A 24,068-nucleotide genomic window follows, 5' to 3' on the forward strand; every position below is an offset into this window, starting at 1 on the left:
TGCTCCACAGGCCCTCCATCGCTTCAGGTTCAGCAGCCTGCGCTTTATCCTCAGCCTTATGCTGGCGGCTGGCAGACATCAACCCAGGTGGCGTCGGTCAGCTCCGCCAGCAGCGCTGGCGAAATGCGCACCGCGCTAAAGATAGATCCAGCCGCAGGCAGAACCTCGTCATACTGCTGTAGTGAAATATCGCAAAATACCTGCAAAGGCGTTTCCAGTCCGAAAGGACAGACGCCGCCAACGGGATGGCCCGTCCAGCTCACCACCTCGTCCGTGCTGAGCATGCGTGCTTTTGCGCCCAGCATTGCTTTCAGCTTGCGATTATCCAGCCGCAGATCGCCGCTGGTGACAATCAGGATCACCCGATCTTTTACTTTCAGCGACAGAGTCTTGGCTATCTGACCAGGCTTAACGTGATGGGCGCGTGCGGCCTGCGCCACCGTAGCGGTGCTCTCCGCCAGTTCAATAATGCCGATATCGGGCGCGCGCTCGGCAAAAAACTGCCGTACAGACTCCAGGCTCATGCTCCAGCTCCTTTACACTTTGGCCGATAAAGCTGCCACAGCGCGGCCCGGCTGTAAACGGGGCGGAAGAAATTGAGAGCTTTCGTGATAAGGCGTTATACAGGCTTTAACGTACAGTTGCCGCAGCGCTCTACGGCAGGCAGGCGATAGCGCTGGCAGCAGGTGCGGCGCTGCATGCTGCCCTCTTTTGGCAGCATGGTACGGTAGAAAGGGTTATCGGCGCCGTCGGAAAGCTCGCGGGAAAAGAAAAAGGCATGCTCCAGTTCGGCGCGCAGGCTTTCGCCCAGCAGCGGCGCCAGCTCGCCCAGAAACCACCAGACGGCGAAGCCGGTATTGCTCCAGATGAGCTTGCCATTGATGTCGCCGTGCCGCTCAATACCGGCCACAACCGGGATCAGACAGTGCTGGATCAGGCGATCCATACGGCGGCGCGGGCTGAGATAGCGCGCCTCTTCATCTTCCTGCACGTTGATCCAGAAAGCGGCGGGGCGGCCCGTTTCGTGAAACCCGACGTGGATATGCTCCGGCGAGCAGTCCAGCGCCCGGTTCTCCAGCAGCAGCGCCATCATCAGCGGCGGCAACAGCAGGCCCAGATACCACTGCGCCCAGAGCGACTGTAGCGGCTTGTTTTCCCTTTCCTGCTCACGATGTTCGCGATAGATAAAATCGCCGTAAAGCTCGTTCAGGCGTGAAAAATGCTCTGGTTGCGACCACTCCCGCAGCGTCAGGCTGCCAGCGGGAGCCGCTTCGTTCAGCCTGATTGTCTCCAGGAAGTACGGGCGGTGTTCGCTAAAAAGCGCGCGCAGCGAACCGGCCAGCGGACGATGGCTCTGCATAAAGATCAGTGGAGACTCAAGTGCCTGATGACGGAGCATGCTCATGGCGATATCCAGCGCGAATCAGAGTGGGAAAACAAATGATAATCGTTCTTGATTGTATCTGAGGCCGGAGGCGCAAACAAGCAGCATGTTATGCCAGCCAGAGGGCTGAAGGCGCCGTTGTGCTTTAAAGCATTAATTTGCATTAATAGTAAAATAAGGCGAAGGAATTCCCCTTTACCTTAATTTGATTTTAGCGTGCTTTTTCTGTAGCTAATAATCCGTCCGCAGGAGAATAGTAAAAAACGCTATAGCAGCAATTTGCAATAAAGCGAGCTAAAGAAAATCCGAAAAAACTTTTTCGGCTTATCTTTGGTTTTTGCTCAATATAAAGCAAATAGCCCGCCCGGCTTATTGCTGATAATAAGCCAAATTTATCCCGCCGATCTGATGATTACAAACCGGCACGGCTATTAACGCGCGTCTGCCGGTTTTGTCATATCGCCATGAGCCAGCGCCTGCCAGGAAAAAATAGCATTGCGCCCACGGCTTTTCGCCAGGTAGAGCGCCCGATCGGCGCTGGCCAGCGCGCTGTCGAAATCCTTATTTTCTATTGGCGCGAAGCCAGCGCTGAGGGTGACATGGGTGGCGACACGTTCGTTGAAAAGATGGGGAATATCCAGCTCGTGCACATAGTGAAGAATGCGCTCGGCAAGCTTCATTGCAATAGCTTCGTTAACGTTGGTCAGCAGCACCAGAAACTCCTCGCCGCCGTAGCGCACCACCACATCACGCGAGCGCACCGCATCGCGGATAGCGACCGACACGCGAGCCAGTGCCTGATCGCCCATGGCATGGCCATAATTATCGTTGTAGGCTTTGAAATGATCGATATCCAGCAGCAGGACATAATGATTACCTGCATGATTATCAAAGATATTTTTCAATCGGTTCGTCAGGCCACGCCGGTTATAGAGGCCGGTTAATGGATCGAGCATGCTCAGGTCGCTCCAGGCTTCTTTCTCTTCATAAAGCTGGCTGACCAGGCGGCGGGTAAAGCGATCCCGTCTGCGTTGCAGGAGATTATGCAGCGAAAAACCGATCAGCGGCAGCAAAATAGTGAAGACGATAAGCAGCGTATTCTGCCCTTTATCCAGCACCAGTACCGTGATGGAAGGCGGCGCGGTGTGCAGGCAAAACGGCAGCAGGCTGTCGTTCAGCGCGATGGCCGCAATAAAAAAGGCGCTGAACAAACTAAGCAGCAGGAAGCTGTTGTCAAAATAAAACACTAATTCAAATGTTCGGAGAATTTGCCAGGCCCAGAGCAGGCCGGTTACCAGCGCTGCGATATTTAACAGCGGGAATTTCCCTTTAGGACGCAAAAACGTCCATAGCAATAATATGCCGCTAAGTAACGCGATAATCTGCGCGGGTAAATCGCTGCTTTCTTTTCTGCTGTAAATATAAAACAAGGATGCTGCTGTGTTTAAAAAGAGAAATAGCATCAGCGAAAGCCGATATTTGCTGTGAAGCAATTCATTATAGCTTTGTAATTTCATTCTTTTCTACTCATGACTGCCTGAATAGCACAGGGCCTGGCCGAAAAAAGCGGCCATGCCGGAAGTAATTTGCTGTTGTTATTATAAGGATATACAGAATAGTAGGGCGCGGGTAATTTAACACTTAATATCTTTGGTGTCATCACCGGGCGTAAAACAGAGTGATGAAATCTTGCTGCAAAATGATAAAAGTTCTTATATGATATTGGTAATCATTATCATTCACAACAGCGTGGGTAAAGCGATGCTGACAGCCATGATAGCCGCTTGCGGACTATGGGGAGTAAGTTGGATAGGGGGCAAAAAACTGGACAGCGCCTGGGGCGTTCTGCTGCCCTGTGCCGTTATCCCATTGATTGCTTTACTGGATCTCTCTTTTAACCAGTGGCGGCTGGTGGTGGTTATCGCTCTGCTCGCTACGGTGGTGATGCTGTACCACAGAAGGCTGCGCCACTATCTGCTGCTACCTTCCTGTGTTGCTTTAGCGGGCGGCATGGCGGCGCTTTCGCTAAATTTCGGCCTGGCGTGAAAAAATGGCGGCGTCAGCCGCTATGCGATCGGGGTAACGACGGCGATTTTTTGGTAGTCATACAGGATTAAAGAGTTTGAAAGGCATGAAATGTGCCAGAAAACAGCAGGATAAAACAGTTGGGACAGAACAGAGGAAAAGCAGAAGAGAGGTTCAACGTGGTGCGAAGAGAGGGACTTGAACCCTCACGTCCGTAAGAACACTAACACCTGAAGCTAGCGCGTCTACCAATTCCGCCACCTTCGCATTCTGTTGAACTTTTTTACTCATATCACCGCATTGGTGCGAAGAGAGGGACTTGAACCCTCACGTCCGTAAGAACACTAACACCTGAAGCTAGCGCGTCTACCAATTCCGCCACCTTCGCATTGATGCTGCGTAATATGAATAACGTGGTTTGGTGCGAAGAGAGGGACTTGAACCCTCACGTCCGTAAGGACACTAACACCTGAAGCTAGCGCGTCTACCAATTCCGCCACCTTCGCGTACCGTCAACATAACAACGTTATATTGCAACCACGGAGGCGCATTCTAGAGATTTTCCCCGGTACGTCAACAGTTATTTAACGCTGCTGTGGCGATCGCTGCAAAAAGCGTCATCCTGTGCCGACGTGGCCAGCTATCAGTGGAGAAAAAGCCCCGCGCCAGAGAGAACGCGGGACAAACAGCGACTTACCTTAGCGCTTTGCTTTTGCCGCGCGCGACCAGACGGCACGGTAGACCTTGAAGCGGCCCGTTTGCGCCAGGACCTCGTGGCTGCCGAAGGTTTCGTCCAGCACCTGCGCGTATGGCAGGAAGGCGTTGGCGACAATGCGCAGCTCGCCGCCCATATTCAGATGCTTCGCCGCGCCACGGATCAGCGTCTGCGCCGCATCCAGGCTGGTCTGCATGCCGTCATGGAAAGGCGGGTTAGAAATGATCATATCGAAACGGCCCTGCACGTCGGAGTAGACGTTGCTGGCGAAGACTTCGCCTTCCAGCTCGTTGGCGGCCAGCGTGGCTTTACTGGCTTCCACCGCTGCGGCGTTAACGTCGGTCAGCGTCAGGCGAACCTTAGGCGAGAAGCGCGCCAGCATGGCAGAAAGCACGCCCGCGCCGCAGCCGACATCCAGCACTTTGCCTTTCATATGCGGCGTCAGCGTGGAGAGCAGCAGATTACTGCCCGCATCCAGGCCATCGCGGCTGAAGACGCCCGGCAGGGTCTTGATGGTCAGCTCGCCCAGATCGTAATCTTTCCAGTAAGCTTTGGCATCGAACGTTGGCTGTTCGTCCAGACGGCCATGATAAAGCCCGCAGCGGCGCGCGCTGTCGATCTTATTCAGGGTCGCCCAGCCTTCTACTATCTCTGTAGCGCTACGTACGCCGCTGCGGTTTTCGCCAACGATGAAGAGTTCGCTGCCGACCGGCAGTAGCGAGAGCAGGTTTTCCAGCTGGAACAGCGCTTCTGGCTTATTCTTGGGCCAGAAGTAGATCAGCGTGTCGCAGTCGGCGACCATTTCCGGCGTTGCCACCAGGCCGTAAAAGGCATTATCACCCATAGTGCGGCTAAGGATCTGCCAGTGATGATATTGCTGGGTATGCACCCGGCTCAGCGCGGTATCCAGTTGGGCGGGCAGGTCATCCTGCAGATCGCCAGCAAACAGCACGCGGCGTTGAGTAAATTCATCACTGTGGCGCAGTATCACTTCACTGGCCGGGGTAAATGCGGACATCGGTGGCTCCTTACAAATCAGAGCGGCGATTATAGTGGTTTGTTGGCGCAGATTCGATGGGTTTGCTAGCATAGCGTCGCAATTGGGCGACCAGACGGGAAAAATGATGTCTTCCAGACGTGACTGGTTATTACAGCAGATGGGAATTACGCAATATAGTCTGCGGCGTCCGCGCGCCCTGCATGGCGAGGTTTCGATCTCGCTGCCGGAGCAGACGCGGCTGCTGATAGTGGCCGAAACGCCGCCGCCGTTAAGCGATCCCTTGATCCGCGACGTGCTGGCCGCGATGCAGATGCGCGAGCATGAAGTCATGGCGCTAACGCCCGAACAGCTGGCGATGCTGCCCACTGACGCCCGCTGTATTAGCTGGCGGCTGGGGCTGGCCGCGCCGGTTGCGGTCAACGGCGCTCAACTCGCTTCGCCGATGCTGGCGGAGCTTTACAACAATGCCGAAGCCAAACGCGCGCTCTGGCAGCAGATAACCCACTATGAATCCGATTTCTTTACTGACGCCGCAGGATCTTGAGCGCGCTTTTGCCATTGAGCAGCGCAGCCACGCTTTTCCCTGGAGTGAAAAAACCTTTGCCAGCAACCAGGGCGAACGCTATCTGAACTACCGGCTGGATGTCGGCACGGAAATGGCGGCCTTCGCCATCACGCAAATAGTGCTGGATGAGGCTACGCTGTTTAACCTTGCGGTCGATCCCGCTTTCCAGCGGCGCGGCCTGGGCCGTGCGCTGTTACAACACCTGATCAAAGAACTGGAACAGCGCGGCGTGCTTACGCTGTGGCTGGAAGTTCGCGCCTCAAATCAGGCTGCCATCGCGCTTTACCAGCAGCTCGATTTCAACGAGGTTTCGGTACGCCGTAACTACTATCCCACCGCCGAGGGGAAAGAAGACGCCATCATCATGGCGCTAACTATTTAAGGGGCAATGATGCTTACAGAGTGGGACTGGATTTTGTTTGATGCTGACGACACGCTGTTTCACTTTGATGCCTATGCGGGGTTACAGCGTCTTTTCCAGCAGTATGACGTTGTTTTCTCGCAGGATGACTATCACCAATATCAGTCCGTCAACAAGCCGCTGTGGGTGGAATACCAAAACGGCGCTATCACTGCACTACAGTTGCAGCACCAGCGTTTTCAGGGCTGGGCCGACAGGTTAAAGGTCACGCCACACGACCTTAACAGCGGTTTTCTGAACGCGATGGCTGAAATTTGCGTGCCGCTGGCTGGCGCGGTAAACCTGCTCAACAGCCTGAAAGGCAAAGTAAAAATGGGCATCATTACCAACGGCTTTACCGCTCTGCAGCAGATTCGCCTGGAGCGCACCGGCTTCCTGGACTATTTCGACCTGCTGGTGATCTCCGAACAGGTTGGCCACGCCAAGCCGCATCCGGCTATTTTTGATTATGCGCTGGAAAAAATGGGCAACCCTTCCAGAGAGCGGGTGATGATGGTTGGCGACAATCCCGATTCGGATATCCTGGGTGGCATACGTGCCGGGCTGGCAACCTGCTGGCTAAATGCGGATAACCGTGCGCTTCCTGAGGGCATTGAGCCGACCTGGCAGGTTTCCAGCCTGCAAAAACTGGAAGAGATTCTGAACGCTTAAGTTTGGCTTTTCTGGTTAAAAAAACTTTACGCCTGCCTTTATCAGCCGTTTTGCCTGCGAAAATCGTAACTTTACGCTTTTTCGCAGTGCATTCTTCTTTTTATTCTCCCCGCAAAATTACTTCGCCTGACTATACCAAAGTTCAGTGCCAGTCCTGAATGCGCCTATATAATATTTAGTTATTTCAAATTAGATTTTTAGTAACTAATTGCAATCTGAAGGTTAACAAATCGTCAGCAAAACAGGATGCCCGGCAGAAAAAACGCGCCTGGCAGGCCAAATTTTGATTATTTTTTTAACATAAGCAAAGCTAACGTTTTTGCCGTAAAAGGCGCAGCGTTGAATAATTGGAAGGACTCTGTAAACTTGCCGAAAAATTTTTTCGTTAACGCTTACATTCTGAGCGGGCAGGTGCAACAGCACAGGCTCGTGCGGTAGCTATGGCGATAAGTAATACGCGAATTATGCCGTGTTTACAGGCATTAAGCCAAATTACCCGCATAATACCCACGGTTAATCCATAAAGAAAATCTGAAAAAAACATTTCATTATTGCCTGTTTTTTATGCGCGTCAGGCGCCGTTTTGCCAATTAAAATGTTTGTTTTTCCAGAATAAGCACGCTGGTGGTCGGATCAGCAGGCGTGTAAAATGCTACAACTGCGCTGCCGCGCTTAATAATTAGCCGGCCGCGCAGCGGCTTTCAGGTCGGCTGGCGGGTTAAATAATCCTTTCCGCTCTGTTAACGGATGCGGTAAGCGCGTTGAGTAAGTCCCGTGTTTCAGGCTGGCGCGGCCAGCCAATAGCAGACTGCGGAATGCGCCCGTTTAGCCAAGCTGCGGCAACCCCTTTTTTCAATGAAAAATCATGAGGATCCTGGTGAAAATTCAAATTGCACTCAGTCTGCTTTTTGTTCTGACGGTAGCGGGTTGTAAGGCGCCGCCGCCGCCGATGACGGACGATACCCTTGTTTCAAGCACCGTTGACGGCGTGAAGCTCACTTACCGTCATGCTGTCCAGCCGCCGCTTACCTTCACGCCGATCGGTGAAGAGTACCGCGCGCTGTATGGCGCTTCGGTTATGACGCGTCCTGACTTCGGCGGCAAGCTGGTAAGCCATCTGGAAAACGGCAAGCCCTACACCGTGCTGGGCTCGGTAGAGAACAACTGGTTCGCTATTGCAGAGCAAGGCGAAGAACAGCTGATCGGCTATGTACCACTGCGCGCGGTAGTCAAAAGCGATCTCTACGATAAAACAATCAAAGCCGATTCCCGTCGCAAACGCGTTCGCGCGCCGGCCAAAAAAACCTGCGTCGCGGTTGATGGCGACAGCAAAGCCTGCCAGAACAGCAACAGCGGAACCTGGGTGATCGACTGATCCAGCGGCCTACATGATGAACAGAAACTTTTTGCGCCTGAGCCTTCAGGCGCTTTTCCTGATGGCATTCAGCGTGCTGACAGGCTGCACTTCGCACAGCGTACCTTCTCACTACAGCCTGGCGTTTCAGCACCCTTCGCAGGTCAATAACGGCGCGCCGCTTAAGGTTCGCGTTTTCCTGCTCCGGTCTGACGCCGATTTCATGTCCGCCGATTTTTATTCGCTGCAAACCAAAACCGCCGCCCTGTTGGGCAGCGCATTGCTGGACAGCGAACAACTCTTTCTGATGCCCGAAAAAAGCCCGAACACCCTGCGTGGAGTTTTACCCGCCGAAGCTCGCTATATCGGCATTCTTGCAGAATACCAGTCGCTCGACGGCAAAAAATGGCGTCTGGCGCTGCCGTTGTCCAGCGGCGACGCCGCTGCGGTTTGGCGGCAGACGGATGACCTCCTGCAGGGCTCTCTCATCGTCAACGACAGCGGGATCCTTGCCGTCAGTCATTGATGCCAGCCTGAAAACGGAAGCCTTATGAACAAAGCAGAAAAAGTGGTCTGGACCGAAGGCATGTTCCTGCGGCCGCATCATTTCCAGCAGGCGGAAAGCTATCAGCAGAGCCTGCTGAATCAGTGGGGACAAGCCCAGCGTGCCTGGATGTGGGGCTTTCTGGACTGCGAAATAGACGACGCTATGCTGCGCCAGGGGAAAATCGCGCTCAGCTCGGCCAGCGGCCTGCTGCCCGACGGTACTTTCTTTTCGTTTCGCGATGGTAAAAATGGCCCGCCGCCGCTGGCTATAGCGGACAGCCAGGGCAGCGAAAAAGTGGTGCTGGCGCTGCCCGCACGGCGCAACGGCCGCGAAGAGGTGATTTTCAGCGAAACCACTGATTCGCTGGCGCGCTACGTCACTTTCGAGCGGGAAGTAGACGACTGCAACGCGCTGTCGGTAAGCCCTGCGGTCGTGCAGTTTGGCCAGCTCCGTCTGCGGCTGATGCTGGAAAGCGAGCTGACTGCCGAATGGACGGCGATGGCCGTGGTGAAAATCAAAGAAAAGCGCAGCAATCAGGTGCAGCTTGAGAGCGGCTATATTCCGCCAATGCTCAACTGCAGCGCCAGCCCGCAGCTCTACGATTATCTCAATGATATGCCTGGCCTGCTGCAGCAGCGCAGCCAGCAGATCGGCCAGCGGCTACAGCAGCCGGGTCGTTTTAACACTGCCGATATGGTCGACTTTATGCTGCTGGCGCTGGTGAATCACCATCTGGGCCACGTCAGCCACCTGAAAAACCTGCCGCTGCTGCATCCCGAACAGCTTTTCTCGACCTGGCTGGCCTTTGCCTGCGAGCTGGCGACCTACACGCCGCAGCGCTACCCGGACGAAGCGCTGCCGGTTTATGACCATGACGATCTGGCCCGCTGCTTTGGCAAATTAATGCTGATGCTGCGTCAGGGACTGTCGCAGGTGCTGGAAGATAACGCGGTGCAGCTACCGCTGGCCGAGCGCTCGCATGGCCTGAACGTGGCGACACTACCGGCAACCTCAATGGTGCGCGAGTTTGGCTTCGTGCTGGCGGTTCGCGCCAGCGTCCCGGCGGAGACGCTGCTGACGCACTTCCCGGCCCAGATGAAAGTCGCGCCGGTCACGAAAATCCGCGATCTGGTGCAGCTCCAGCTGCCCGGCATGGGTCTGCGTCCGCTTTCGGTCGCGCCGCCGCAGATCCCCTGGCACGCTGGCTACAGCTATTTCGAGCTGGATAAGGGCAGCGAGCTTTGGCAGGAGATGGAAAAATCCGGCGCCTTCGCGCTTCACCTGGCCGGCGAGTTCCCCGGACTGGCGATGGAGTTCTGGGCCATTCGTAGTCATTCCGCCTGAGGGCAGGAGCAAGAGATATGCAGCAACGACAGGCCGCCGCGCAGGGCGACATCTTCTCCGGCGCCAGCAGCGCTAACCCGCTGGTGGCGGCGGCGAATCCTCTACTGAACGCCATACCGCAGATCCGTCATTCGGCCACCCATGCCGATCCTGCCGGGCTGCGCCAGCGTCTGATTGATGAAATCCGCCAGTTTGAAATGCACAGCCAGCGCGCCGGGCTGCCTTACGAGGTGATCATTGGCGCGCGCTACTGCCTTTGCACCGCTATCGACGAAGCGGCAGCGCTGACGCCGTGGGGTAGCGCCGCCTGGCCTGGCCAGGGACTGCTGGTGACCTTTCACAACGAAACCTGGGGCGGCGAGAAATTTTTTCAGCTGCTGGCAAAACTGTCGCAGAACCCGCGCGAACAGATTGTGCTGCTGGAGCTGATTAACTACTGCCTGCAGCTAGGCTTCGAAGGCCGCTACCGCGTGCTGGACAATGGCCGTTCGCAGCTGGAAACAATCAAAAGCCGTTTGCTGCAGATGATCCGCTCCGTGCGCGGCGGCTATCCGCCACCGCTTTCGCTGCATCCTGAAGATCACCCGGTCGCGCGTAAGCTGTGGCGGCCAATAGTGCCGCTGTGGGCCTGCGCCGCGTTGGTGGGTTTCCTGGCCTGTCTGCTCTATATCCTGCTGAACTGGCGGCTAAGCGATGCCACCAGCCCGGTGCTGGCGTCGGTCTACCAGACGCCGCTGCCGGAAGTGACCATTCACAATCCTGCGCCGCCCGCGCCCGCCGCGCTGAACCTGAAAGCCTTCCTGAAGCCGGAGATTGACCAGGGGCTGGTTTCGGTAAAAGACGAGGCGGATCAGAGCGTGGTAACGCTAAAAGGCGACGGCCTCTTTACTTCAGGCTCTACCGCCGTACGCGGCCGCTATGAAGAAGTGCTGGATCGCGTCGCGCAGGCGATGAACAACGTCAGCGGCCGCATCCTGGTTATCGGCTACAGCGACAACGTGCCGATCCGCAGCGCCCGCTTCGCCTCTAACTATGAGCTTTCGCTGGCAAGGGCAAAGTCGGTGCAGGAACGGCTTCAGCAAACGCTGAGCCAGCCCGCACGTGTGAAGGCGGAAGGGCGCGGCGAAACTAATCCGCTGGTGCCGAACACTACCGCAGCCAACCGCGCGCGCAACCGCCGCGTCGATATCACGCTGCTGGTCTCGCCCGAAAACACCCGGGCGGAACTGACGTCGCAGCAAGGAAATTAACGGATGATGAATATTCTGTTTGCCATTATGACCAACCGGCTGATGTGGGGCTTTATCGGCATCACCGCGCTGTCGTTCATTATCTGGGTGATCGGCCCGGTGTTTTCGATTGTGGACTCGCGGCCGCTGGAGCCAGAGGTCAACCGCCAGATCAGTATCGCGCTGCTCTATATCGCCTGGGGCCTGAGCAACGTGGTGCCGCGCCTTTATAACGCCTGGCTAAACCGCAAGCTGATGAGCAGCCTTAACACGACGCCGGACGAGAACGACCCGAACGTCAAACGCCTGACAAGTGAAGATCGGGTGCTGGCAGAGCGCTTTACCGAAGCCGCCGAGCTGCTGAAAAAAGCGCACTTTAGCCGCGCGGGCAACCGCCGCTGGACGCAGCGTTTCAGCCGTCAGTACCTTTATCAGCTACCCTGGTACGTAATTATCGGCGCGCCCGGCGCAGGTAAAACCACCGCGCTGGTCAACTCTGGCCTGCAATTCCCGCTGGCGGATCGTTTTGGCAAAGCCGCGCTGCGCGGCATCGGCGGTACGCGCAACTGTGACTGGTGGTTCACCAACGAGGCGGTGCTACTGGATACGGCGGGCCGCTACACCACGCAGGAGAGCGAGCAGCAGCAGGATGCCGGTGAGTGGAATAAGTTTATCGGGCTGCTGCGTAAATATCGTGGCCGTCAGCCGGTCAACGGCGTGATCGTCACCGTCAGCGTCTCCGATCTGCTAACCCAGTCGGCAGAGGCCTCGCGTCAGCAGGCGCTGGCGCTGCGCCAGCGGCTGATGGAGCTGCATGAACAGCTTGGCATCCGTTTTCCGGTGTACGTGCTGGTAACCAAAACCGACCTGCTGAAGGGCTTCCGCGCTTATTTCAGCAAGTTCGACAAGGCGCAGCGCGACCAGGTCTGGGGCTTTACCTTTCCCTGGGAGCAGGCGAAGCAGGCAGATTTCGATCTGCTCAGCGCCTTTACTCAGGAATATGCGCTGTTACAGCAGCGGCTGGACGCCGGTTTGCCGGATACGCTGATGCAGGAAAGCGATGCCCAGACCCGCGCGGAAAGCTACCTTTTCCCACAGGAATTCGCGGCGCTGCGGGCGCAGCTGGCTGACTATCTGGAAACGGTATTCAGCCGCTCCAATTTCGAAACCCAGTTCTCGCCGCGCGGTATTTACTTCGCCAGTGGCACTCAGGAAGGGCTGCCGTTCGATCGGGTTATGGGCGAACTGAGCCGTACGCTTCAGCTGTCGCCGTCTGAAAAGGGTAACAGCGGTGCCTGGAACAAAGTGGATAAAGCCGCGCCTGTTCCCGGCAACAAAGGGCAAAGCTTCTTCCTGAAAGACCTGCTGCAAAACGTGATCTTCCAGGAAGCGGGCCTGGCGGGCAGCAACCGCTGGTGGGAACTGCGCAACCGCGCGGTGCTCTGGTCGGGCTATGTGCTGCTGCTGGGCGCGCTGATTATTGCCGCACTGCTGTGGAGCGCCAGCTACCGCAACAATAAAGCCTGGCTGGCGGAAGTACAGGCTAAGGTGCCGCAGGTCACGGCGCTCGGCCAGGATTTACAAAGCGCCGATCTTTACTCGCTGCTGCCTTATCTGAACGGCGTGCTGCACCTGCCGGACAGCAAAGATTTCGATCTGAACCATCCGCCCATTACCCGCCGTATGGGCCTCTATCGCGGCGAAGAAGTCAGCGATGCTACTCAGGCGCTCTATCAGAAATCGCTGAAGCAGCTGGTTATGCCGCAGGTGGCGCAGCTCATTACTACCTGGCTGCGCAACGATAACGGCAGCGATGCTGACTACAGCTACGAGGCGCTGAAAGCCTACCAGATGCTGTATCAGCCAAAGCATTACGACGGCAAGTTCCTGCATGCGTGGGTAATGCTGAATATTGCGCGCAACCAGCCGCAGAACGTAACCCAGGCGCAGATCAAACAGCTCGACTGGCATCTGGCGCAGCTGCTGGAGACGCAGATTCAGGCTTCGCCTTACGCTAAGGACGACGCGCTGGTAAAGCGCGAGCAGGCGCTGATTAACCAGATGCCGCGCTCCGGGCGGGTTTATGGCCGACTCAGACGCCTGCTGGAAAGAGACGACGAACTGAAGCCGGTTTCGCTGGCTATGCTGGGCGGCCCGCAAAGCGAGCTGGTGTTTTCCCGTAAAAGCGGTAAGTCGATTAGCGAAGGCATTCCGGGCCTGTTTACGCCAGAAGGCTACTGGAACCGCTTCGATAAAAGCATTGCCGCCGTAACCCAGTCGCTGCATGACGACGACCAGTGGGTATTGGGCGGCGCAGCACAGGATGAGAATCGCCAGCAGACCGACTATGCGGTGCGCCAGCTCTATATGAGCGACTACATGCGCCAGTGGGATGGCCTGCTACAGGATATCCAGCTCAACAACAGCGCGGATCTCTCGCAGCGGGTCAACGCGGCGCGTTTGCTTTCCGGCAACAACTCGCCGCTGCGCAAGCTGGTGATTAACCTTAGCCACTACCTGGTGCTGGATAAGGCCGCGCCGGAAGCGCAGAAACAGGGCGAAGCGGATAAAGAAAGCGCCAGCAGCACGCTGGAGGCACTGTTCCACTCTCGCCAGGCGGCAACGGCTGCCAGCCAGCAACAGCAAACGCCGGAACAGTCAGTGACCGCTCACTTTGCGCCTATTACCGAACTGGCACAGCCGCTGGAAAAGGGCGGCAAGACCATCGCGTTTGACGACTTCCTGCATCAGATAGACGACCTTTATCGCTACCTTACCGCCGTGCAGGATGCGGCCAATAGCGGCATGCCGCCGCCGGCAGGCGAAGCGATTAGCCGTTTGCAGGCCAGCGCAGGCCGCCTGCCGGGCTCGTTGCAGAATATGTTTACCAGCATGGCAGTGGGTGCCAGCAGCGATACGCAGCGCCGCGATATGGAAAACATCCGCAAGCGCATTAACGTCGAGGTTGGCAGCTTCTGCCGCCAGGCGATTGCCGGACGCTATCCGCTGACGCATTCCGCCCGTGCAGAGGTTACGCCGGACGATCTGGCGCGGATGTTCGCGCCAGGCAGCGGCCTGATGGACAGCTTCTTCCGCGACAACCTGGCGAACAAGGTAGATACCACCCAGGCAAGCTGGCGCTTTATGCCGGGTATTGACGGCAAATCGCTGCCGGGCGGCGAAAGCGTGCTGCGGCCTTTCCAGCAGGCGCAAAGCATCCGCGATGCCTTTTTCGCTAACGGCGCGACCACGCCTTCTTATCGGGTAACGGTGCGTACCGGCCAGATGGATAACGACATCCTGACCATGACGCTCGACGTGGACGGCCAGCTATTGCAGTACAGTCACGGCCCACAGGCGGTACAGCTAATGAACTGGCCTGGCCCCGGCGGCACTAACCAGGTGCGCATGCAGCTTGGCTTAGCCAACGGCACCACGGCGACGCTGGTCACCAACGGTGCCTGGGCGCTGAACCGCTTCTTCGATCGCGCGCAGCTCTCTGCGGGCGGCAGCAGCCTCAGCCGCCAGGCCTCTTTTAACGTCAGCGGCCACCATGTGACGCTGGAATTTACGCCGAACAGCATTCGCAACCCGTTCCAGCTGCCCGGTTTCGCCTGCCCATGACCAGAGATAACAACATGAGCCAGACGCCCGCACCCTGCTGGTACGGAAAACTGCCGAGCGGCGGCGATTTTTTAAAGCGCCGTTTTACGGACGCGCTGCTGTCGCAGTGGTCGAACTGGTTTCAGGTCGGCCTGCTGCACCGCCAGGAAAACACCGAAGGCGAGCGGCAGTTTGCCGATGCACCGGTCTGGAACTTTGTAGTGCCGCCGATGCTGGGCAGCCAGCAGATCCAGATGGGCTGCCTGCTGCCTTCCCGCGATAACGTTGGACGGCTTTATCCGCTCTGCGCGCTGACCACCTTTACGCCGCAGAGCTGGGCGCAGCCGCAGCTGGCAATGGCGGGCGCCTGGTATCAGCAGCTTGGCCGCATCCTGCTGAACGCCGTGCGTGAAAGCTGGCCCGCAGCGCAGCTGGACAACGCGCTGCTGGCGCTGCCTCTGCCGCAGGTAGAGCAACGCCAGTCGGAAATACTGGAGGCGATAGGCTACCAGGAAAGGCCTTCCACGCTGAGCTGGCGGCGGGTATCAGACTGCTTCGATCCGCAGCACTACACCAGCTTCTGGTGGACGAACCAGGCCGATGGCCAGCCGCTTTATACCCATGTCCACAGCGGCAATTTTACCGGCCAGCTGTTCTCAATGCTGTTCGATCCGGCCGCTGGCGCGAAGCCGGGACGACAGGGCCTTTATCCGCCGATGTTTGAATAAGGAAAAGCCATGAATCTTGATGAGCTACTCGCCCCGATTAGCAACGATCGGCCATGCGGGGAAAACCTTGAATATGACGCCGACTATATGGCGATGGAACAGGCCAGCGCGGGCAAAGCGGAACAGCAGTTCGGCGACACCATTATTCCTGCCGAACCAGCAGACTGGAACAAAGTCGAGAAGCTGGCGAGCGGCCTGCTGACGCGCACTAAAGATCTGCGCGTGATGCTGGCGCTGACCCAGGCCTGGACACATCTGCGCGGCCTGAGTGGCTACGCCGATGGCCTGCAACTGGTCAAGCAGTCGCTGCTGCTCTATTGGGAGCCGCTGTGGCCGGTGCTGAGCGAAGACGGCGACTACGACCCTTTTTACCGCATCAACGCGCTGGCTGCCTTAAGCGATAAGTCAGCGCTTACTACCGCTTTGCGTCAGTCGCTGCTGCTGCGTCACGCCGCAGACCAGCTTTCGCTACGCGATGCCTGTGCGCTGCTGGATGGCAGCAAAAGCGAGTGCGAAGAGTTTCCGGGCGGCCGTGCGAGGCTGATGGACGAGCTGGCTCGCGGCGAACAGCCGGGCATTACCGCTATCCTCAGCATAAGTGAGCGGTTGCAAACCATCCCTGAAACCCTGAGCGAGCACCTTGGCGAAAGCGGCGTGCCGGAAATGGAACAGCTGCTGAAAATGGTTAATACCGTAGCGCAGGCCTGTGAAATGACCGACCTCAGTACGCTGCTGCCGGAAGCACCCGGCGAAGAGGCCGCAAGCGCGCCCGCTGCACCGCCAGCCAGAACGGCGCAAACCGACTGGCGCAGCGTGCAGCCGCAAACCCGCGCCGATGCGCAGCTGATGCTGGAAAAGGTAAAGCAGTATTTTGTGCAGCATGAGCCAAGCCATCCGGCACCGCTGATGATCGACCGCGTACAGCGCATGATCGAACTGGATTTTATGAGCATTATCCGCGACCTCGCGCCGGACGGCGTGCATCAGCTGGAAAACATTTTCGGCCGCCGCGACTAAGCCTTGTTGCGCGCAGCCTCAACTTTACTCACGCCTACCTTTGGAGAACATTATGTCAGGTAAATCCAGCGGGCAGAAATTCATCGCCCGTAACCGCGCGCCGCGCGTACAGATTGAGTATGACGTGGAGATCTACGGCGCAGAACGCAAAATTGAACTGCCTTTCGTGATGGGCGTAATGGCCGATCTGGTCGGCAAGCCGGTAGATAATCTGCCACCGGTCGACGAGCGCAAATTTATGGATATCGACGTCGATAACTTCGACGAGCGCATGAAGGCGCTGAAGCCGCGTGTGGCTTTCCAGGCGCAGAACACCCTGACCGGCGAAGGCAACCTTAATATCGACCTGACCTTTAACAGCATGGAAGATTTCTCGCCGGATGCCGTGGCGCGCAACGTTGAGCCGCTGAGCAAGCTGCTGGACGCGCGTACCCAGCTTTCTAACCTGCTGACCTATATGGACGGGAAAAACGGCGCGGAAGAGCTGATCGCTAAAATCCTGCAGGATCCTACGCTGCTGAAGTCGCTGAGCCATCTGCCAAAGCAGGATGACGCGGCTAAAGAAGGAGATGCCTGATGAGCAATCAGTTTGAGCAGCAGAGCCAGCAGCAGGCCTGGAGCCAGGACGAGTTCAGCTCGCTGCTGAACAAAGAGTTTCGTCCTAAAACCGACTCCGCCCGTACGGCAGTAGAAAGCGCGGTAAAAACCCTGGCGCAGCAGGCGCTGGAAAACACCGTTACCGCTTCTGACGATGCCTATCGCACTATCCAGGCGCTGATCGCCGAGATTGACGAAAAGCTGTCAAAGCAGGTCAACCAGATTATCCATCATGAAGATTTCCAGCAGCTGGAAGGCGCCTGGCGCGGGCTGAGCCATCTGGTAAACAACACCGAAACCGACGAGATGCTGAAAATCCGCTTTATGAGCATCTCCAAGAAAGAACTGGGCCGCACCCTGAAGCGCTATAAAGGCGTCGGCTGGGATCAAAGCCCGATCTTCAAAAAAATCTATGAAGAAGAGTATGGCCAGTTCGGCGGCGAGCCGTTCGGCTGCCTGGTAGGCGATTACTACTTCGATCACAGCCCGCAGGACGTGGAGCTGCTGGGCGAGATGGCGCGTATCGGTGCGGCTTCGCACTGCCCATTTATTACCGGCACCGCACCGGAAGTGATGCAGATGGAATCCTGGCAGGAGCTGGCCAACCCGCGCGACCTGACCAAAATCTTCCAGAACAGCGAATACGCCGCCTGGCGCAGCCTGCGCGAATCGGAAGATGCGCGCTACCTGGGCCTGGTGATGCCGCGCTTCCTGTCGCGTCTGCCTTACGGCATTCGCAGCAATCCGGTGGACAGCTTCGACTTTGAAGAAGAGACCGAAGGCGCGAACCACAGCAACTACACCTGGGCGAACGCCGCCTACGCGATGGCCGCCAACATTAACCGCTCCTTTAAAGAGTTCGGCTGGTGTACGTCGATTCGCGGTGTGGAGTCCGGCGGCGCGGTGGAAAACCTGCCTTGCCATACTTTCCCAAGCGATGACGGCGGCGTGGATATGAAATGCCCGACCGAAATCGCCATCAGCGACCGCCGCGAGGCCGAGCTGGCGAAAAATGGCTTTATGCCGCTGGTACACCGCAAAAACTCTGACTTCGCCGCCTTTATCGGCGCGCAGTCGCTGCAAAAGCCGACCGAGTATCACGATCCGGACGCAACCGCCAACGCACGTCTGGCCGCGCGCCTGCCGTATCTGTTTGCCTGCTGCCGCTTTGCGCACTACCTGAAGTGCATCGTGCGCGACAAGATCGGTTCCTTCCGCGAGCGTGAAGAGATGGAACGCTGGCTGAACGACTGGGTAATGAACTACGTGGATGGCGATCCGGCCAACTCCTCGCAGGAAACCAAATCCCGTAAGCCGCTGGCCTCTGCCGAAGTGCTGGTGGAAGAGCTGGAAGATAACCCAGGCTATTACGCTGCGAAATTCTTCCTGCGCCCGCACTATCAGCTGGAAGGCCTGACCGTATCGCTGCGCCTGGTTTCCAAGCTGCCTTCGCTAAAAAGCGACGACGCTTAAGGGCCCCCGTTTTAGCCAATGCGGAATGTTATAAAAAAGGTCAGCCAAATTTTTTGGCTGCTCTGTGGTTGATGGCAAAGTATGCCGGTGCAGGCTCAGGAGGGCCTGTGTCTTCCGCAAAGACGCAAAAAGCGCCTTCCATGGCAGCTCAGTACGGGCCGTCCATGGCTCGTAATGCTTTGCTCCAGCCACAGGCCCTCCATCGCTTCAGGTTCATTAGTCTGAGGTCAGCCAAATCTTTTGGCTGCCCTTTTGATTAAAAAATAGAGGCCGATGCAGAGCGCAATAAAAAGCGCTTTTGCGGTGAACAGGCTGATAGTACGGAGATCAAAATGTTCATAACGAGCCACAAGCCAGATACCGCTGAAAAGCTCGCGCAGCCCGTAGGCAACAACAATCAGCAGAACAATATTAAATAATGACAATAATATTGTGCTCATTAAAGTACTGTTTTCCTGATTAATTAATAAGCGTGGCTTGCTCTAATTTATATTCCATCCGTATTTATGTAAACGCATTCTTTGTCCGCGCAAGATTTTGTTATGGGTAAAAGGATCAGGATCCGTATAACGGATCTATGAATTTCTGATTGGTCTGAAAAAAGATCGTCGGGAAAGAGGCAAAAGGGAATTGTCTTTTTTTCCCTTTTGTCTGTCGCTGCTTTGTTAAAAGCAAAATGTTAAATCAATAAAGAGTAGAAAATAATGGCTATTGATATGTTTATGAAGGTTGACGGTGTAACCGGCGAGTCCAAAGACTCTAACCACACCGGCTGGACCGATATTACTTCTTTCTCCTGGGGCGCTTCTCAGCCGGGCAACATGTCCGTTGGCGGCGGCGGCGGTGCCGGTAAAGTTAACTTCAACGATTTGCACGTTGAAGCGCTGATCGACAAGTCCACTACCGCGCTGCTGAAGAACTGCGCAAGCGGCAAGCACATTGCCAAAGTGGAGCTGTCTGTTTGTAAGGCTGGCGGTTCTCAGGTTGAGTACTCCCGCATTACGCTGGAAGACGTGCTGGTAACCAACGTGCAGTATGTTGGCGCAGACAACGGCGACACCGTAGGCATGAGCTACTCTTTCCAGGCTTCTAAAGTGAAGCAGCAGTACTGGGAGCAGAGCTCTTCCGGCGGTAAAGGCGCAGAAAGCAGCGCTGGCTGGAATATCAAAGAGAATAAAGAAGCTTAATAAATGTAATTGCAATCCCCTCCTGGAGGGGATTGTATTATTTGTGAATAAAGGATTTACTAATGGCAGGACAAATTCTGGTTAAAAGAATATGGCAAACTGAACTTTCAACTATCTCTCGCTATAATATCCCGGGAACAAAAATTTCCGGATATATGCTGGAGAGACCCGGGCCTGATACGACAACACCTAATAAAAGGCTAAGAATACCGGAAGGAACTTATAGTCTTAAATGGCATGCAACGGGTAAAGGTTCAATTAAAGAGTTTAGCCCATTACCATTATTATATAATTCTGCTGTTCCTGTAACGCGTTATGTGTTAATACATAACGGCAATCAACCAAAACATACTGATGGGTGTCTTTTGATTGGTGGCTCAAAATCTGTTGATTTTGTAGGGAATAGTGTCAATAAACTGAAAGAATTAAAGGCATTTTTGCAAAAAAATGGTATTGAGAATTATAAAGTTATAATAAGTTCCCAATATCAGTAGCTCTTTGAGGAGAAAGCTATGAATAGAAAGATTACGTTTTTTTTTGTTACTTTATTTTCCCTGTATACCCTCGTTTTTAGCGCTGCTGCTTTAGCTAATAACCAAAAAAAAATTACAGGAGTCTTACAAGCCTATTGGTTTCCGCAGTGGAGTGATGCAGGGCAGGCTAAACCTCCGCTTATAATGATGCGTTTTTTCGAAACCGATGGCGAAAACAAAAAAACATATTTTTTATATGATGAAAAGAAAAAAAATGAAGTAAAAGACTTTTTCGAGGTAACTAAAGCCGAAAAGTTCATTAAGAGTAACTTTAAAAATACTCCTGAAGAGTTTTTCAAATTCAAAGAAGGACATACTGAGCAAGCTGGTAGCTTGGTTATTTCTGACGTAAAAGTTATCGCTGAATGTAATAACAAAAAGCTGTATGCGAAATTTAATAGCTTTGTAGCATCATCAGTAAATAATTATGACATAAAGAAGATGGAAGAAAAGTCAGGTTGTGATCCCGAACCATATTCGGTTATGTTCACGATTAAAGAGGGGCACGAAAATGTTTTTCTCAAATCTGAGCCGTTAGAATCAAGCAAGAATGTCCTTAGTGAACCAGTTTCTCAACCCCTGGTTAAAATTAAAACTATTGATAGCCAATGGGTAAAGGTTGCTCTGTACGATGCTTCTCAGCCAGATTCTCGATCCCATACTGAAGGTTATATCAAAATTAACGATTTAGATGTGGCTAACTAATGTAAAAGCCCCATTTTCGCTGTAAAATGGGGTTTAAAAAATTATATCATTTCTAATGATTGTCTTAAGGTTTTAAATAATTGATGTAAAATAAAGGTGCTAATAAAAATATTATAAATATCTAAATTTGGCAAAAAAATCATATATTTTCGCGCCGCATACTGCATTAGCGTCCGGCGCGGGTGGCACCTGATGATGCAAAGCCGCACTGTTTACCCCTATCGTAGCTGGTGGGACGATCGCGCCCTGACTCGTCGCATACGCAACTATATTTTAAATTCGCAGTTATGAAGGCGTATGAGTCAGGAAAACCCCGGGTAAACTTTCTCCGTAAAATCGTTCGTAAGGGGTTTTATGAAAAAAATAGTCGCTTCTACTTTATTTGCACTTTTATTACCTTTTGCAAATGCATCTTTAGCTGAAGATATATGCCATAATCCTCAAGCCGAACGGGACATTTTGGAATGCTCCGCTCAGAAAAAGGATGAGGCAGAAGTTTTGTTGAATAAACAATTTTCTGAAGCAAAGAAAACTGTTCAACATGCATACAGAACACAGGAAGAATTAGGTAAGCAATATTTTTCCGTTCTGCTTGATGGACAGAGAGGCTGGTTAAAGTACAGAGATGCTCAGTGTAAACTTGAAGCCTTTGCTGCCGAAGAAGGTACATCCGCTAACGCTATCGCAAATAATGAATGTATAGCAAGGCTTGATAACGACCGTTCTGAAAATCTGAAAAAAGTTCCCTATTGACAGTAGGGGATAAGATAAAATTTATTTACTAATTTTTTCAGAAAAATGAATACTTGAAGATACCTGATATATTGAAGACATTAAAGGGAAATGGTAAATTCGAGAAAAGACCGATAATGGGCAAATAATATGGAAAAGAAAGTGTTAGCTGTTGCAGCGATTGGCTTGTTTTTATTGAGTGGAGCTGCCCTGGCTATGGATGACTGCTCAAAAAAAAGCAGTGATTCGGAGGTCTTTACCTGTGCTGAAAATAACCGCGCTGTAGCCGAAAAAGAGTTAAATAAAGAATATTCAGAGGCAAAAAAACGTCTTGAGACCACATTCTCTGACGAGCCAGAAGTAAAGAAAGCCTATCTTCCTGTGTTTTTAGAGGCTCAGCGTGGCTGGTTAAAGTATCGTGATAATCAGTGCAAAATGTTTGCACATGTCGCTGCAGAAATTAGTAACCCTTATGCGGTATTTACCAATAATTGCATTGCAAAGCTGGATGAGCAAAGAAGCAAAGAGCTCAAAGAAATCCCTTATGATTGATTAAGATTGAATTTCGATGGGATTGCTTTTCGCCAATACTATTAGTGTGGATGATAATAACATTTTCGCAGGTAATTTCCTGTGGCACAGGCACATAAGTCGCGCTGGCAGGGATATCAATAGCGACTTTATAAATACAAATATGATATGCAGATGGCAAACAACTAAAATTATGTATTATATCGTTAATTAATGGCTGTTATGAAATATATAAATTTATTAGTTGGGATAGCGCTTTCAATAAGCAGCACTTTTTCTATTGCTGGAACAACGCTTAAATATCCTGATTCAGATAGCGGTTACATCTCTATAATTAAGAAGGCTGAAAAAGCAGGATTAGCTGACGTTAACATCGATGATAAGCAAAAATTTAATATTATAAACGATAATAAAAATATTGGTATCCTGGTTCAGGGAAAAGGCTGGTTGCGAGATGTGCATCCTGTTTGTTTTATTGGATGGTCAGCGGATCATCGTCCAAATGCATTCTTTATGCAAACGATGGGGGCTGATGATTGGGAAACTGTGGACTGTGATAAAGTTCAGGCTGTTGGTATTATTTCTCGATCAGATGATAAAAATATAAAGATTGCTGTTATTTATAAGATTAATGTCCGCGGTCAGTATTCGCAAGACTATGTAATTTTAGGTATAAAAGATGGTGAAAGTATTTTTTACGATAAAAATACTACTGAGCGCTTCCAAAACTCTTATATTGAAGACCTTGTTGCTATGCGCAAAGAATACCAAAGACTAATCAGCAACAACAAATGAAAAATAATATAAAATGAAACGCACAGTTTTACTCTTTGCTTTATGCGCGCCTTTTTTTACCTTCGCAAATACCGTTCTAAAACCAGCCGATACTGGCCCTTATCAAAAGTCCTTTTATGAAGCCGGAGAAAAAACGGGCATTAGTAATGCGGCTCCGGTGGCTAAGCAAAGCTTTGAGCTCTATGCCGATGAGAAGAAAATCGGCACTTTTATTAGCGGGCAGGGCTTTAGCGAGCAGGACACCGGCATCTGCCTTATCGGTTGGGCGACGGTAGCGGATAATTTCGCTGTAACGATCCCGACCGTAGGAAAAGATCGTTGGGAAGCTGAAACCTGTAACGGAACGGTAGCCGTAGGCGTTTTGTCGCCAGAGGAAGCGGAACAAGTCATCATCGGGGTTATCTATAGGGCGCAGTCGCCTAACGCCTCATTAATGGAATCCGTGATTTTCGCCGTAGATAAACAGCAACAGAAGCTGACGCTGGAGCAGGCGCTAACGGAAAAAATCGCCTCGCAGGGCGTGAGCACGCTTGGCAGCCTCAGGCGACTCTATCAGCAATACGCAAACAGTAGCCCAGAACAACCACCAGTAGAAGACAGCTCGCTGTTGCAGGTAGAAGAGGTGATTAAGGCACGCAAGCTGGCCCCCGACGCAGCCTGCGTTAATTATCGGCTAACCAAAGATGCCGAACCCGGACTGGATTTGATCGAGATAGTGGAAAAACACGGCGGCGATTGCCCGGGCGATCCAGAAACCCAGCACCGCTTATTCAGTGTTTATGTCGATCAAAAAACCAAAGAAATGATCAGCGATAAAGACGATCTGGTAGAAGGCAACTTTACGCTTTTGCAGCCAGCAAAATAGTCTGAAACCTCAGTAATAAAAATCAGAACCATTGATGCCGAATGGCTGTACGTCGCCGTTTATGACG

Annotated in this window: 25 protein-coding genes, 3 tRNA genes and 1 pseudogene; 21 read left to right on the forward strand and 8 right to left on the reverse strand. The window is 53.5% G+C overall.

Annotated elements, in window-relative coordinates; genetic code table 11:
• Nucleotides 1–56 precede the first annotated feature (56 nt).
• The 3 genes from ACETPC_RS22225 to ACETPC_RS22235 form a co-directional block, all read right to left on the reverse strand.
• Nucleotides 57–524: a YbaK/EbsC family protein gene (locus tag ACETPC_RS22225; protein ID WP_380184642.1), complete on the reverse strand. Its 468-nt coding sequence runs from the start codon at nucleotides 522–524 to the stop codon at nucleotides 57–59.
• Between the two features lie 95 nt (nucleotides 525–619).
• Nucleotides 620–1,405: a siderophore-iron reductase FhuF gene (gene fhuF / locus ACETPC_RS22230; protein ID WP_380184643.1), complete on the reverse strand. Its 786-nt coding sequence runs from the start codon at nucleotides 1,403–1,405 to the stop codon at nucleotides 620–622.
• Between the two features lie 410 nt (nucleotides 1,406–1,815).
• Nucleotides 1,816–2,901, reverse strand: a complete 1,086-nt coding sequence (locus tag ACETPC_RS22235) for a GGDEF domain-containing protein (RefSeq protein WP_380184644.1) — start codon at nucleotides 2,899–2,901, stop codon at nucleotides 1,816–1,818.
• 244 nt (nucleotides 2,902–3,145) lie between these two features.
• Between ACETPC_RS22235 and ACETPC_RS22240 the strand changes: the two genes are divergently transcribed.
• The gene (locus ACETPC_RS22240) at nucleotides 3,146–3,430 is read left to right on the forward strand and encodes a DUF1435 domain-containing protein (protein WP_380184677.1); all 285 of its coding nucleotides are present in this window, start codon (nucleotides 3,146–3,148) and stop codon (nucleotides 3,428–3,430) included.
• A gap of 159 nt (nucleotides 3,431–3,589) precedes the next feature.
• On the opposite strand, the gene ACETPC_RS22245 is transcribed toward ACETPC_RS22240, so the two are convergent.
• From ACETPC_RS22245 to rsmC, 4 genes are all read right to left on the reverse strand, one after another.
• Nucleotides 3,590–3,676, reverse strand: a tRNA-Leu gene (locus ACETPC_RS22245).
• Nucleotides 3,677–3,710: 34 nt separating this feature from the next.
• A tRNA-Leu gene (locus ACETPC_RS22250) sits at nucleotides 3,711–3,797 on the reverse strand.
• 31 nt (nucleotides 3,798–3,828) lie between these two features.
• Nucleotides 3,829–3,915, reverse strand: a tRNA-Leu gene (locus tag ACETPC_RS22255).
• Between the two features lie 192 nt (nucleotides 3,916–4,107).
• A complete protein-coding gene (gene rsmC, locus ACETPC_RS22260) occupies nucleotides 4,108–5,142 on the reverse strand; it encodes a 16S rRNA (guanine(1207)-N(2))-methyltransferase RsmC (protein WP_380184645.1) in 1,035 nt (344 codons plus the stop codon).
• A gap of 106 nt (nucleotides 5,143–5,248) precedes the next feature.
• Here rsmC and ACETPC_RS22265 point away from each other — a divergent pair, with 106 nt between their 5' ends.
• The 12 genes from ACETPC_RS22265 to tssC all read left to right on the forward strand — a co-directional run bounded on the left by ACETPC_RS22265 (nucleotide 5,249) and on the right by tssC (nucleotide 18,653).
• A complete protein-coding gene (locus tag ACETPC_RS22265) occupies nucleotides 5,249–5,668 on the forward strand; it encodes a DNA polymerase III subunit psi (protein WP_380184646.1) in 420 nt (139 codons plus the stop codon).
• The gene (rimI, locus tag ACETPC_RS22270) at nucleotides 5,631–6,071 is read left to right on the forward strand and encodes a ribosomal protein S18-alanine N-acetyltransferase (protein WP_380184647.1); all 441 of its coding nucleotides are present in this window, start codon (nucleotides 5,631–5,633) and stop codon (nucleotides 6,069–6,071) included. Before ACETPC_RS22265 ends, rimI begins: the two co-directional genes overlap by 38 nt.
• Nucleotides 6,072–6,080: 9 nt before the next feature.
• Nucleotides 6,081–6,761: a pyrimidine 5'-nucleotidase gene (gene yjjG / locus ACETPC_RS22275; protein ID WP_380184678.1), complete on the forward strand. Its 681-nt coding sequence runs from the start codon at nucleotides 6,081–6,083 to the stop codon at nucleotides 6,759–6,761.
• Nucleotides 6,762–7,626: 865 nt separating this feature from the next.
• Nucleotides 7,627–8,136 (forward strand): SH3 domain-containing protein, encoded by a 510-nt coding sequence (locus ACETPC_RS22280; protein ID WP_380184648.1) that lies wholly within the window; start codon nucleotides 7,627–7,629, stop codon nucleotides 8,134–8,136.
• Nucleotides 8,137–8,149: 13 nt separating this feature from the next.
• Nucleotides 8,150–8,641, forward strand: a complete 492-nt coding sequence (gene tssJ, locus ACETPC_RS22285) for a type VI secretion system lipoprotein TssJ (RefSeq protein ID WP_380184649.1) — start codon at nucleotides 8,150–8,152, stop codon at nucleotides 8,639–8,641.
• A 24-nt stretch (nucleotides 8,642–8,665) separates the two neighbouring features.
• Complete coding sequence (tssK, locus tag ACETPC_RS22290) at nucleotides 8,666–10,006, forward strand: type VI secretion system baseplate subunit TssK (protein WP_380184650.1); 1,341 nt, start codon at nucleotides 8,666–8,668, stop codon at nucleotides 10,004–10,006.
• Nucleotides 10,007–10,023: 17 nt separating this feature from the next.
• Nucleotides 10,024–11,256, forward strand: a complete 1,233-nt coding sequence (locus ACETPC_RS22295) for a DotU family type VI secretion system protein (protein WP_380184651.1) — start codon at nucleotides 10,024–10,026, stop codon at nucleotides 11,254–11,256.
• Between the two features lie 3 nt (nucleotides 11,257–11,259).
• Entirely contained in the window at nucleotides 11,260–14,859 is a 3,600-nt protein-coding gene (gene tssM / locus ACETPC_RS22300; RefSeq protein ID WP_380184652.1) for a type VI secretion system membrane subunit TssM, read from the forward strand.
• A gap of 14 nt (nucleotides 14,860–14,873) precedes the next feature.
• The gene (tagF, locus tag ACETPC_RS22305) at nucleotides 14,874–15,566 is read left to right on the forward strand and encodes a type VI secretion system-associated protein TagF (protein WP_380184653.1); all 693 of its coding nucleotides are present in this window, start codon (nucleotides 14,874–14,876) and stop codon (nucleotides 15,564–15,566) included.
• 9 nt (nucleotides 15,567–15,575) lie between these two features.
• Nucleotides 15,576–16,583, forward strand: coding sequence for a type VI secretion system protein TssA (tssA, locus tag ACETPC_RS22310; RefSeq protein WP_380184654.1), 1,008 nt, complete (start codon nucleotides 15,576–15,578; stop codon nucleotides 16,581–16,583).
• Between the two features lie 52 nt (nucleotides 16,584–16,635).
• Nucleotides 16,636–17,160: a type VI secretion system contractile sheath small subunit gene (gene tssB, locus ACETPC_RS22315; RefSeq protein ID WP_380184655.1), complete on the forward strand. Its 525-nt coding sequence runs from the start codon at nucleotides 16,636–16,638 to the stop codon at nucleotides 17,158–17,160.
• Nucleotides 17,160–18,653: a type VI secretion system contractile sheath large subunit gene (gene tssC / locus ACETPC_RS22320; protein ID WP_380184656.1), complete on the forward strand. Its 1,494-nt coding sequence runs from the start codon at nucleotides 17,160–17,162 to the stop codon at nucleotides 18,651–18,653. The genes tssB and tssC overlap by 1 nt, the downstream gene beginning before the upstream one ends.
• 227 nt (nucleotides 18,654–18,880) lie before the next feature.
• Here tssC and ACETPC_RS22325 read toward each other — a convergent pair whose 3' ends face one another.
• Nucleotides 18,881–19,093 carry a hypothetical protein gene (locus ACETPC_RS22325; RefSeq protein ID WP_380184657.1) on the reverse strand — a complete coding sequence of 71 codons (213 nt, stop codon included), beginning with the start codon at nucleotides 19,091–19,093 and terminating at the stop codon, nucleotides 18,881–18,883.
• Between the two features lie 264 nt (nucleotides 19,094–19,357).
• Between ACETPC_RS22325 and ACETPC_RS22330 the strand changes: the two genes are divergently transcribed.
• The 8 genes and pseudogenes from ACETPC_RS22330 (at nucleotide 19,358) to ACETPC_RS22365 (ending at nucleotide 24,001) form a co-directional block, all read left to right on the forward strand.
• Entirely contained in the window at nucleotides 19,358–19,840 is a 483-nt protein-coding gene (locus ACETPC_RS22330) for an Hcp family type VI secretion system effector (protein ID WP_380184658.1), read from the forward strand.
• Nucleotides 19,841–19,902: 62 nt separating this feature from the next.
• Nucleotides 19,903–20,334 carry a DUF5675 family protein gene (locus ACETPC_RS22335; RefSeq protein WP_380184659.1) on the forward strand — a complete coding sequence of 144 codons (432 nt, stop codon included), beginning with the start codon at nucleotides 19,903–19,905 and terminating at the stop codon, nucleotides 20,332–20,334.
• Nucleotides 20,335–20,352: 18 nt separating this feature from the next.
• The gene (locus tag ACETPC_RS22340) at nucleotides 20,353–21,078 is read left to right on the forward strand and encodes a hypothetical protein (RefSeq protein WP_380184660.1); all 726 of its coding nucleotides are present in this window, start codon (nucleotides 20,353–20,355) and stop codon (nucleotides 21,076–21,078) included.
• Nucleotides 21,079–21,222: 144 nt separating this feature from the next.
• Nucleotides 21,223–21,342, forward strand: a pseudogene (locus ACETPC_RS22345) (IS3 family transposase); the annotation flags it as partial.
• A 90-nt stretch (nucleotides 21,343–21,432) separates the two neighbouring features.
• A complete protein-coding gene (locus tag ACETPC_RS22350) occupies nucleotides 21,433–21,831 on the forward strand; it encodes a lysozyme inhibitor LprI family protein (protein WP_380184661.1) in 399 nt (132 codons plus the stop codon).
• Between the two features lie 129 nt (nucleotides 21,832–21,960).
• The gene (locus ACETPC_RS22355; protein ID WP_380184662.1) at nucleotides 21,961–22,362 is read left to right on the forward strand and encodes a lysozyme inhibitor LprI family protein; all 402 of its coding nucleotides are present in this window, start codon (nucleotides 21,961–21,963) and stop codon (nucleotides 22,360–22,362) included.
• Nucleotides 22,363–22,563: 201 nt separating this feature from the next.
• The gene (locus ACETPC_RS22360; protein ID WP_380184663.1) at nucleotides 22,564–23,136 is read left to right on the forward strand and encodes a hypothetical protein; all 573 of its coding nucleotides are present in this window, start codon (nucleotides 22,564–22,566) and stop codon (nucleotides 23,134–23,136) included.
• Nucleotides 23,137–23,293: 157 nt separating this feature from the next.
• A complete protein-coding gene (locus ACETPC_RS22365; RefSeq protein WP_380184664.1) occupies nucleotides 23,294–24,001 on the forward strand; it encodes a hypothetical protein in 708 nt (235 codons plus the stop codon).
• Nucleotides 24,002–24,068 lie beyond the last annotated feature (67 nt).

The sequence above is a fragment of the Pantoea sp. sgz302252 genome, assembly GCF_042610525.1.
Taxonomy (GTDB): Bacteria; Pseudomonadota; Gammaproteobacteria; order Enterobacterales; family Enterobacteriaceae; genus Erwinia.

Excerpts from the sequence above, each read along its gene's own strand:
- ACETPC_RS22225 (WP_380184642.1), bottom strand. The coding sequence starts at position 524 with ATGAGCCTGGAGTCTGTACGGCAGTTTTTTGCCGAGCGCGCGCCCGAT.
- fhuF (WP_380184643.1), bottom strand. The coding sequence starts at position 1,405 with ATGAGCATGCTCCGTCATCAGGCACTTGAGTCTCCACTGATCTTTATG.
- ACETPC_RS22235 (WP_380184644.1), bottom strand. The coding sequence starts at position 2,901 with ATGAAATTACAAAGCTATAATGAATTGCTTCACAGCAAATATCGGCTT.
- ACETPC_RS22240 (WP_380184677.1), top strand. The coding sequence starts at position 3,146 with ATGCTGACAGCCATGATAGCCGCTTGCGGACTATGGGGAGTAAGTTGG.
- rsmC (WP_380184645.1), bottom strand. The coding sequence starts at position 5,142 with ATGTCCGCATTTACCCCGGCCAGTGAAGTGATACTGCGCCACAGTGAT.
- ACETPC_RS22265 (WP_380184646.1), top strand. The coding sequence starts at position 5,249 with ATGTCTTCCAGACGTGACTGGTTATTACAGCAGATGGGAATTACGCAA.
- rimI (WP_380184647.1), top strand. The coding sequence starts at position 5,631 with ATGAATCCGATTTCTTTACTGACGCCGCAGGATCTTGAGCGCGCTTTT.
- yjjG (WP_380184678.1), top strand. The coding sequence starts at position 6,081 with ATGCTTACAGAGTGGGACTGGATTTTGTTTGATGCTGACGACACGCTG.
- ACETPC_RS22280 (WP_380184648.1), top strand. The coding sequence starts at position 7,627 with ATGAGGATCCTGGTGAAAATTCAAATTGCACTCAGTCTGCTTTTTGTT.
- tssJ (WP_380184649.1), top strand. The coding sequence starts at position 8,150 with ATGATGAACAGAAACTTTTTGCGCCTGAGCCTTCAGGCGCTTTTCCTG.
- tssK (WP_380184650.1), top strand. The coding sequence starts at position 8,666 with ATGAACAAAGCAGAAAAAGTGGTCTGGACCGAAGGCATGTTCCTGCGG.
- ACETPC_RS22295 (WP_380184651.1), top strand. The coding sequence starts at position 10,024 with ATGCAGCAACGACAGGCCGCCGCGCAGGGCGACATCTTCTCCGGCGCC.
- tssM (WP_380184652.1), top strand. The coding sequence starts at position 11,260 with ATGATGAATATTCTGTTTGCCATTATGACCAACCGGCTGATGTGGGGC.
- tagF (WP_380184653.1), top strand. The coding sequence starts at position 14,874 with ATGAGCCAGACGCCCGCACCCTGCTGGTACGGAAAACTGCCGAGCGGC.
- tssA (WP_380184654.1), top strand. The coding sequence starts at position 15,576 with ATGAATCTTGATGAGCTACTCGCCCCGATTAGCAACGATCGGCCATGC.
- tssB (WP_380184655.1), top strand. The coding sequence starts at position 16,636 with ATGTCAGGTAAATCCAGCGGGCAGAAATTCATCGCCCGTAACCGCGCG.
- tssC (WP_380184656.1), top strand. The coding sequence starts at position 17,160 with ATGAGCAATCAGTTTGAGCAGCAGAGCCAGCAGCAGGCCTGGAGCCAG.
- ACETPC_RS22325 (WP_380184657.1), bottom strand. The coding sequence starts at position 19,093 with ATGAGCACAATATTATTGTCATTATTTAATATTGTTCTGCTGATTGTT.
- ACETPC_RS22330 (WP_380184658.1), top strand. The coding sequence starts at position 19,358 with ATGGCTATTGATATGTTTATGAAGGTTGACGGTGTAACCGGCGAGTCC.
- ACETPC_RS22335 (WP_380184659.1), top strand. The coding sequence starts at position 19,903 with ATGGCAGGACAAATTCTGGTTAAAAGAATATGGCAAACTGAACTTTCA.
- ACETPC_RS22340 (WP_380184660.1), top strand. The coding sequence starts at position 20,353 with ATGAATAGAAAGATTACGTTTTTTTTTGTTACTTTATTTTCCCTGTAT.
- ACETPC_RS22350 (WP_380184661.1), top strand. The coding sequence starts at position 21,433 with ATGAAAAAAATAGTCGCTTCTACTTTATTTGCACTTTTATTACCTTTT.
- ACETPC_RS22355 (WP_380184662.1), top strand. The coding sequence starts at position 21,961 with ATGGAAAAGAAAGTGTTAGCTGTTGCAGCGATTGGCTTGTTTTTATTG.
- ACETPC_RS22360 (WP_380184663.1), top strand. The coding sequence starts at position 22,564 with ATGAAATATATAAATTTATTAGTTGGGATAGCGCTTTCAATAAGCAGC.